The following is a 7559-nucleotide window of genomic DNA, read 5'->3' on the forward strand; positions in this document are numbered from 1 at the left end:
GCGAAACGTCGCGCGGCGTCAGGAACCGACGCCGAGCTTTTCCAGTTCCGCGATCAATTGCGGAACGATTTCAAAGAGATCGCCGATAAGAGCGACGTCGGCCAGCTTAACCAGCGGCGCCTCGGGATCGGTATTGATGGCGGCAATTCTCTTGGCGCCCTGAATGCCGGCCAGATGCTGGAGGGCCCCGGAAATACCGATGGCGATGTAAAGATCGGGAGCGATGACCTTGCCGGTCTGGCCGACCTGCCAGTCATTGGGGGCGTAGCCGGCATCGACGGCGGCGCGGGTAGCGCCGATGGCAGCGCCGAGTTTTCTGCCAAGCATTTCAATGAGTTGGAAGCCCTCAGCCGAGCCGACGGCAACGCCGCCGGCGACGACGATTCGGGCTGTGGCCAGATCGGGCCGATCGCCGGGGGTGCGGTGGGTCGCGATGAGGCGAGCGACGGATTGGCCAGCATCTTCAATGGGTTGAATGGGCGCGGCATTGCCGGTGGCAGCGGGCGGAAAGGCGGAAGCGCGCAGGGTGAGCAAATGGCGCGGCTGAGAATCCGTCAATGTTTGCAAGGCGTTGCCGGCATAGATGGGGCGCACGAAACGGTCGGGCCCGAGAATGGCGACCACATCGGTGACCGGCATGATATCGAGCCTTGCGGCCAGGCGCGGCACGATATCCTTGCCCGCCGAAGAGGCACACATGGCCAGAATTGGGTAATGGACTGCTAACGTTTCGAGCAACGCAACGGCACTTTCCGATAGCATTTCACCCCGTGAGGTGAACACGGTCGCGACCCCGGCAAGGGTGGAAGCGGCCCGAGCGATCGGCTCGGGATTTTCAGCCAGGACCAGAATATCGACGGGCCCGAAGGGCGACAGCGCGGCGACCAGGCGGGCGGTCGTGGGGGAGAGAATGTCCCCATCGTGGTCGGCAAGAATGAGGGTGGTCATGAGCGGCCCTCCCCAGCGGCGAGTTCGCCAGCGATGAAGGCGCCCAGTTCGGCCACCGATGCCAGCGTCCTTCCTGCCACACGTTCGGGCGGCGGGGATATGTTTTCGATCCTGAGGCGGGGCGAAAGATCGACGCCCAGTTCGGCGGCGGGGCGCACGGCAAGCGGCTTGGAGCGCGCCTTCATCACCATGGGCAAGGCGGCATTGCGCGGGATATTGAGCCGAAGATCGGCGGTGACGATGGCGGGCAGCGGCAGGGCCAGCGTCTGGGTGCCGCTATCGACCTCGCGGGTGACCTCAAGCCCGGCCCCGGTGACGGCGATGGCGGAAGCAAAAGTGGCCTGGGGCCAGTCGAGCAGGCCGGCCAGCATCTGACCGACATGGTTGGAATCGTCGTCGACGGCCTGCTTGCCCAGAAGCACCAGGTCGGGCTTTTCCTCGGCCACTATTGCGGCGAGCAGGCGGGCGACGGCCAGGGTCTCGGGCTCGATGTCGGTTTCGAGCAGAATGCCGCGCTGCGCGCCCATGGCCAGGGCGGTAAGGATGACGTCGGTAGCCGCTTTGGGGCCGATGGAGACGGCGACGATTTCGTCGGCCTTGCCGGCTTCGGCAAGCTGTATGGCGGCCTCGACCGCGTGCTTGCAAAAGGGGTTCATCGACATGCGCACGCCGGCGGTTTCCACGCCGCTGCCATCGGGGCGAACCCGAATGCGGACATTGTGATCGACGACGCGCTTGATGGCGACCAGGATTTTCATGCGGCCCTCCGGCAAACTGGCGGTGTCATGACAAATCTAGTCTTGAGGGGCAAGCCGCAGGGGAGGAAATTTGGGCTAAGGCGAAGGGGTTTTAGGGAAAAGCGTGGCCGGGGATGGTGCAGGTCAGGCTGTCATCCCGGCCCACGAGCCGGGATCCATCCCGAAATGGGAGGATCGGCGCTATATCAGGATGGGCCCCGGCTCGCCGGCCGGGGCGACACGGTGGTTGAGGCGGCAATGGAATAAATTCAACCCACCCCTCCCCGGTTGACGCGGGCGGGTGGGGCGGCGAGATTGTCGGCCTTCCCAACTGCGTCGGACCGCCCATGCCCATCATCAACCGCATTGCCGAATTTCACGACGAGATCACGGAATGGCGCCGGGATTTCCATGCCCATCCCGAACTGCTCTACGCGGTGGAGCGCACGGCAGGCATCGTGGCGGACAAGCTGCGCAGCTTCGGCTGCGACGAAGTGGTGACCGGCATCGGGCAGACGGGCGTCGTCGGCATCATCAACGGCAAGGGCGAAGGCACGCGCACCATCGGGCTGCGCGCCGACATGGACGCGCTGCCCATGACCGAGCGGACCGGCAAGCCCTACGCCTCGACCAGCGCGGGGCGCATGCATGCCTGCGGGCATGACGGGCACACCGCCATGCTGCTGGGGGCGGCGAAATATCTGGCGGAGACGCGCAATTTTTCCGGGCGGGTAGCGCTGATCTTCCAGCCGGCCGAAGAGGGCGGTGCGGGCGGCAGGGCCATGCTGGATGACGGGCTGGTGGAAAAATTCGACATCGCCGAATTTTTCGGCATGCATAACTGGCCCGGCATGCCGGCGGGACATTTCGGCATTCGCGCCGGCGGCATCATGGCGGCGACGGACCGGTTCTATATCGACATCATCGGCCGGGGCGGGCATGCGGCGCGGCCGCAGACCACCATCGACCCGGTGCTGGTGGCGGCCAACATGATCGTGGGCATGCAGGCCATCGTTTCTCGCAATGTCGATCCGCTGGCCAATGCGGTGCTGTCGGTGACCATGGTGGAAGCGGGCGAGGCCGACAACGTCATCAGCCAGAGCGCCAAGATCACCGGCACGGTGCGCACGCTGGATGGCGCGGTGCAGGACCAGATCGAAGACCGGCTCAACGCTTTCGTGCCGGCGCTGGCGGCCAGCTTCGGGGCGGAGGCGAAGCTGCGCTATGCGCGCGGCTATCCGGTGACGGTGAACGCGCCGGCGCAGACGGGTTTCGCCGCCGAGGTGGCGCGCGAGGTGGCCGGGCCCGAGCGGGTGGACGCGGACGCGCCGCCCTCGATGGGGGGCGAGGATTTTTCCTTCATGCTCAACCAGCGGCCGGGCGCCTATATCTTCATCGGCAATGGCGAGAGCAGCGAATTGCACACCGAAACCTATGATTTCAACGACGCGGTGATCCCCGCCGGCGTCAGCTATTGGGTGCGGCTGGTGGAGCGGGCGCTGCCGGTGGAATAGGCAGGCCGGCCAGACCGAGATGACCAGTCCCCCGCCCCTGCTGTTTCGCCTGTGGCCTACCCTGCTCACCCTTTCGGCCTCGGCGGCCGGAGGCGGCCTGGCGACAATGCTGGGCCTGCCCGCCGGCTGGCTGATGGGCGGCGCGCTGGCGACGAGCGGAGTGGCGCTGGCCGGTTTCAAACTGGCCATGCCCGACCGGCTGCGCGACCTCACCTTCCTTCTGGTGGGCATGTCGATGGGCGCCAATGTCGCGCCGGACAGCCTCGGCCTCATCGCCAGCTGGCCGATCAGCCTGGCGGCGCTGGCGCTGGAACTGGCGCTGATCGTCTGGCTGACCGGCTGGATGCTGGTGCGGGTGTTCCGGCTCGATCCGGGCACGGCCTATCTCAGCTCGTTTCCCGGGCATCTGTCCTTCATCCTGGGCATTGCGGCGGCGGGCGTGGGCAATTCGCGCCAGATCGTCATCATCCAGGTGATCCGCATATTGATGCTCACCATATGCGTGCCCATCGGCACGCTGTTCCTGCCCGTGGAGCCGCCGGTGGCGGAAACGCCAGCCGCCATATTGAGCACGGGCCAGCTGCTGGCGCTGGCGGGCGGCTGCCTGATGGCGGGACTGATCTTCATGCGGCTGAAAGTGCCGGCGGCCTTCGTGCTGGGCGCCATGGCGGCGGCAATGACGGCAAAGCTGGGCGGGCTCTATACCGAAGCCATGCCGCCCCTGCTGACGACGATCACCTTCATTCTCACCGGCGCGCTGATCGGCTCGCGCTTTTCCGGCATCGGGCGGGGCGAATTCCTCGCCGCCGCCAAGGGCGGCCTGATCGCCACGGCGATGACGGTGGGGATCGTGACGCTGGTCAGCTATGGCGTGAGCTTTATGGTCGACATGCCGTTCGGGCAGATCTGGCTGGGGCTGTCGCCGGGGGCGCTGGAGAGCATGGGGGCGCTGGGCATCGCGCTGGGCTATGACACCGCCTTCATTGCGGCGCACCACGTGATCCGGCTATTGATGCTGAGCTTCGCCATTCCCGCGGTGGCAATGCTCATCAGGCGACGGGAAGACGCCACAATCATCCGGCAGAATTCGTGAGCTTTGAGGAGTAACGATGATGATCAAGACCATCGCAATCACCAGCGCGGCCCTGCTGCTCATGTCGGCCCCCGCCATGGCCGCAGCCTGTTCGGGCAGCTTTGCGCTGACCGGCGATCTGTTCACCGAAGCGGAAAAGAACGACTATAATCAGGACCTCCTGCGCGGTCGCGGCATCGACGCCGTGCGCACCGAAATGTGGGGCGGCTGCATCCGCGCCTGGGTGCGCCTACCCGGCGGGCAGGAAGAAATGCAGTTCTTCGAGCCGCTGACCCTGCGCCGGGTGGAATAGGCTTTTTCGGTCATTTTGCTTCTTAGCGCCACCGGGGTAGCCGGTGGCGCCGTCGCGCGCGATTTTGCGCCCAGGCGAGGTGGCGAAGATGGCCGGGAGGTTACCGCCATTTTCCAAAAATTCATTTTTATTTCAGGAGTTTAACTGGAACGTCCCAGCATCGGGGCGCAAGTGTCATGGTGTTCGAAACACGAAAGACAAAGGATGTTCCAGATGTTCAAAACCGCTTTTGCCGCTGCTGTCGCTCTTGGGGGCCTGGCTCTGGTGGCCCTGCCGGCGCAGGCCGCGACGGGTGGGGCCAGTTGCACCGCCACCGACAGCGTGGTGGGCAATGAGGATATCATCGCCCAGCGCCTGACCGAGCAAGGCTATGCCGTGGACGGCATCGAGGATTGGAGCGGCTGCGTGCGCGCCTTCGTGACCAAGGCCGATGGCAGCATCGGCATGGCGCTGTTCGAGCCGATCACGCTGCGCCCGCTGGCCGGCGACGCCTGAGCCGCCTGACCCGATTCAGCCCTTGAGGGCGATGCCCGGCCCGGCAATGAAGGCATAGCCATTGGGGCCCAGATGCAGGCCCGGGCCGGCCAGGACGGCAGCGTTCGACACCGGCTCGAGCCCCATCCCGGCGGAACGCCCCTCAAGCTGGATTTCGACCGGGGCGGGGGAGAGATTGAAGACGCAGAAAATCTCCTCTGCCTCGTGCCGGCGGGTGAAGGCCAGGATCGGCTCGGGCGCCTTGTGGAAGGCGATGGCGCCCTGGCGCAGGGCCGTCAGGGTTTTGCGCCAGGCGACAAGCGCCCGGTAAAAGGCCAGCAGCGAGGCCGGGTCGGCATTCTGATCGGCGACGTTCAGCGCCGACTGCGCCGGCTTGACCGGCAGCCAGGGCCTGCCGGTGGAAAAACCATTGGGGGCCTCGCCCGCCTCCCAGGGGATGGGCGTGCGGCAGCCATCGCGCCCCTTGTCCTCGGGCCAGAAGCGGATGCCGCGCGGATCGGTCAGCTCCTCGAAGAGGAGATCGGTTTCGGGCAGGCCCAGTTCCTCGCCCTGATAGAGGCAGACCGAACCGCGCAGCGAGAGCAGCAGCGCCGCCGTCTGGCGGGCCAGGCCAGCAGGCGCGGCGCCATGGGCGGACCAGCGCGTCACATGGCGGGGCACGTCGTGGTTGGAAAAGCTCCAGCAGGGCCAGCCATCGGGGCCGGCCTGGAAGAATTTCTCGATATTCTTGCGGAAATGGGCGGCGGTGAACTGGGGCCCGAGAAAGTCGAAGCCATAGCACATATGCAGCGCATCGCCGCCGGACGTATAGGCGGCCATCAACTCGACCGAGCGGTGGCTGTCGCCGACCTCGCCCACCGAGGTGGTGCCGGGAAACTCGTTGAGCAGGGCCCGGACGCGCTTGAGGAAGGCCAGGTTTTCCGGCTGGCTCTTGGAATATTTGTGCTCCTGCATGTCATAGGGATTGACCGCATAGGGCAGATGCTCGTCGCGCTTGTTGGGCGGATTGGAGCGCAGCTTGCTGTCGTGGAAATAATAGTTGACCGTATCGAGGCGGAAGCCGTCGAGGCCCCTTTCGAGCCAGAAGCGCATGATGTCGAGCACGGCCTGCTGCACTTCGGGATTGTGGAAATTGAGATCGGGCTGGCTGGCGAGGAAATTGTGCAGGTAATATTGCCCGCGCGTGGGGTTCCACTCCCAGGCGCGGCCGCCGAAGACGGCGGGCCAGTTATTGGGCGGGGAGCCATCGGGGAGCGGATCGGCCCAGACATACCAGTCGGCCTTGGCATTGGTGCGGTTGAGGCGGCTTTCCTGGAACCAGGGGTGCTGGTCCGAGGTGTGGCTGACTACCTGGTCCATGATGATTTTGAGACCGCGCGCATGGGCCTGTTCGACCAGGCTGTCGAAATCCTGGAGCGAGCCGAAAAGGCGGTCGACCTCGCGATAATCGGAGACGTCGTAGCCCATATCGGCCTGGGGCGACTGGGTGATGGGGGAAAGCCAGATGCAATCCACCCCCAGGCTGGCGATATGGTCGAGCCGGGCGATGATGCCGGGCAGATCGCCGATGCCGTCGCCATTGCTGTCCTGAAAGGAGCGCGGATAGACCTGATAGATCACTCCGCCCCGCCACCATTCGCTCATGGTCGTCTCCATGGTCTTCAGCGGCCCTTGCGGGCGCGGTTATGGGCGATGGCGCGGCGGACCAGCGCGGTCAGCGCCGCCTCGTCGATGCTGTCGCCGGCGAAAACATCGATGGCGCGCCAGACGCTGCCCTTGCCGTTATTGAACAGGGCGCCGGGGTCGTCGAGGCTGGCGCCGTGAGAGAAGGTGAGCTTGACCTTGTCCTTGTGGGCATTACCCACGGCGATGGGACCGTCGCACTCCCAGACCGGGCTGCCGCGATATTTCCACGCCTCGGCAACCGCCGGGTCGGCGGCGAGGATGGCGCGGCGCAATCTCGCCAGCATCGGCCCGCGCCAATCGTCCAGGGCGGCGATATAGGCGTCGATCTGCTCGGTGGGGGCCATGGTCACACCACGGCGCTGAGCAGCGGTTCGCCAGCAAAATGGGCGTCGAGATTGGCCACCAGCAGCGCGCCCATGGCATCGCGGGTCTGGAGCGTGCCACTGCCCTGATGGGGCGAGAGCACGACATTGTCGAGGGCGAAGAAGCCCTCGGGCACGTTGGGCTCGTCGGCAAAGACATCGAGCGCGGCGCCGCCAAGCCCACCATTGCCCAGCAGATCGAGCAGCGCCACCTGATCGACCAGCGAGCCGCGGGCGATATTGACCAGCCTGCCCTGCGGCCCCAGCGCCTCGAGCACCGCGCGCGAGACAATGCCGTCGGTGCCCCTGCCGCCGGGAGCGATGAGCACCAGCCAGTCGGCGTCGCGGGCCATGTCGATGAGGCTGTCGTAATAGTCATTGGGCATGTTAGGCTGGCGGCGGCGGCCGGTATAGAGCACGCGCATCTTCATG

9 protein-coding genes are annotated in these 7559 nt (G+C 65.8%); 4 read left to right on the forward strand and 5 right to left on the reverse strand.

Annotated elements, in window-relative coordinates; all coding sequences use genetic code 11:
- Window positions 1-18: 18 nt before the first annotated feature.
- Window positions 19-948, reverse strand: a complete 930-nt coding sequence (locus tag VDP82_RS11245) for an electron transfer flavoprotein subunit alpha/FixB family protein (RefSeq protein ID WP_323014938.1) — start codon at window positions 946-948, stop codon at window positions 19-21.
- Window positions 945-1706 carry an electron transfer flavoprotein subunit beta/FixA family protein gene (locus VDP82_RS11250; RefSeq protein ID WP_323014939.1) on the reverse strand — a complete coding sequence of 254 codons (762 nt, stop codon included), beginning with the start codon at window positions 1704-1706 and terminating at the stop codon, window positions 945-947. Before VDP82_RS11250 ends, VDP82_RS11245 begins: the two co-directional genes overlap by 4 nt.
- Before the next feature lie 326 nt (window positions 1707-2032).
- On the opposite strand from VDP82_RS11250, the gene VDP82_RS11255 reads away from it, so the two are divergent.
- From VDP82_RS11255 to VDP82_RS11270, 4 genes are all read left to right on the forward strand, one after another.
- On the forward strand, window positions 2033-3199 hold the full coding sequence (locus VDP82_RS11255) for a M20 aminoacylase family protein (RefSeq protein WP_323014940.1): 1167 nt from the start codon (window positions 2033-2035) through the stop codon (window positions 3197-3199).
- A gap of 19 nt (window positions 3200-3218) precedes the next feature.
- Window positions 3219-4292: an AbrB family transcriptional regulator gene (locus VDP82_RS11260; RefSeq protein WP_323014941.1), complete on the forward strand. Its 1074-nt coding sequence runs from the start codon at window positions 3219-3221 to the stop codon at window positions 4290-4292.
- 19 nt (window positions 4293-4311) lie between these two features.
- Window positions 4312-4584 carry a hypothetical protein gene (locus VDP82_RS11265; protein ID WP_323014942.1) on the forward strand — a complete coding sequence of 91 codons (273 nt, stop codon included), beginning with the start codon at window positions 4312-4314 and terminating at the stop codon, window positions 4582-4584.
- Between the two features lie 213 nt (window positions 4585-4797).
- Window positions 4798-5079 carry a hypothetical protein gene (locus VDP82_RS11270; protein ID WP_323014943.1) on the forward strand — a complete coding sequence of 94 codons (282 nt, stop codon included), beginning with the start codon at window positions 4798-4800 and terminating at the stop codon, window positions 5077-5079.
- Between the two features lie 15 nt (window positions 5080-5094).
- Here the strand turns inward: VDP82_RS11270 and VDP82_RS11275 are convergent, their stop codons facing one another.
- From VDP82_RS11275 to VDP82_RS11285, 3 genes are all read right to left on the reverse strand, one after another.
- Entirely contained in the window at window positions 5095-6723 is a 1629-nt protein-coding gene (locus VDP82_RS11275) for an alpha-glucosidase family protein (protein ID WP_323014944.1), read from the reverse strand.
- Between the two features lie 17 nt (window positions 6724-6740).
- Window positions 6741-7109 (reverse strand): DUF1801 domain-containing protein, encoded by a 369-nt coding sequence (locus VDP82_RS11280; protein WP_323014945.1) that lies wholly within the window; start codon window positions 7107-7109, stop codon window positions 6741-6743.
- A gap of 2 nt (window positions 7110-7111) precedes the next feature.
- A partial coding sequence (locus VDP82_RS11285; protein ID WP_323014946.1) for an NAD(P)-dependent oxidoreductase occupies window positions 7112-7559 on the reverse strand: 448 nt, incomplete at its 5' end.

It is taken from the genome of Devosia sp., from assembly GCF_034675085.1.
Classification (GTDB): Bacteria; Pseudomonadota; Alphaproteobacteria; order Rhizobiales; family Devosiaceae; genus Devosia.

What these genes read in the sequence shown, in the direction of transcription:
- VDP82_RS11280 (WP_323014945.1), bottom strand. Translation starts at nt 7,109, where the DNA reads ATGGCCCCCACCGAGCAGATCGACGCCTATATCGCCGCCCTGGACGAT.
- VDP82_RS11265 (WP_323014942.1), top strand. Translation starts at nt 4,312, where the DNA reads ATGATCAAGACCATCGCAATCACCAGCGCGGCCCTGCTGCTCATGTCG.
- VDP82_RS11260 (WP_323014941.1), top strand. Translation starts at nt 3,219, where the DNA reads ATGACCAGTCCCCCGCCCCTGCTGTTTCGCCTGTGGCCTACCCTGCTC.
- VDP82_RS11255 (WP_323014940.1), top strand. Translation starts at nt 2,033, where the DNA reads ATGCCCATCATCAACCGCATTGCCGAATTTCACGACGAGATCACGGAA.
- VDP82_RS11250 (WP_323014939.1), bottom strand. Translation starts at nt 1,706, where the DNA reads ATGAAAATCCTGGTCGCCATCAAGCGCGTCGTCGATCACAATGTCCGC.
- VDP82_RS11270 (WP_323014943.1), top strand. Translation starts at nt 4,798, where the DNA reads ATGTTCAAAACCGCTTTTGCCGCTGCTGTCGCTCTTGGGGGCCTGGCT.
- VDP82_RS11275 (WP_323014944.1), bottom strand. Translation starts at nt 6,723, where the DNA reads ATGAGCGAATGGTGGCGGGGCGGAGTGATCTATCAGGTCTATCCGCGC.
- VDP82_RS11245 (WP_323014938.1), bottom strand. Translation starts at nt 948, where the DNA reads ATGACCACCCTCATTCTTGCCGACCACGATGGGGACATTCTCTCCCCC.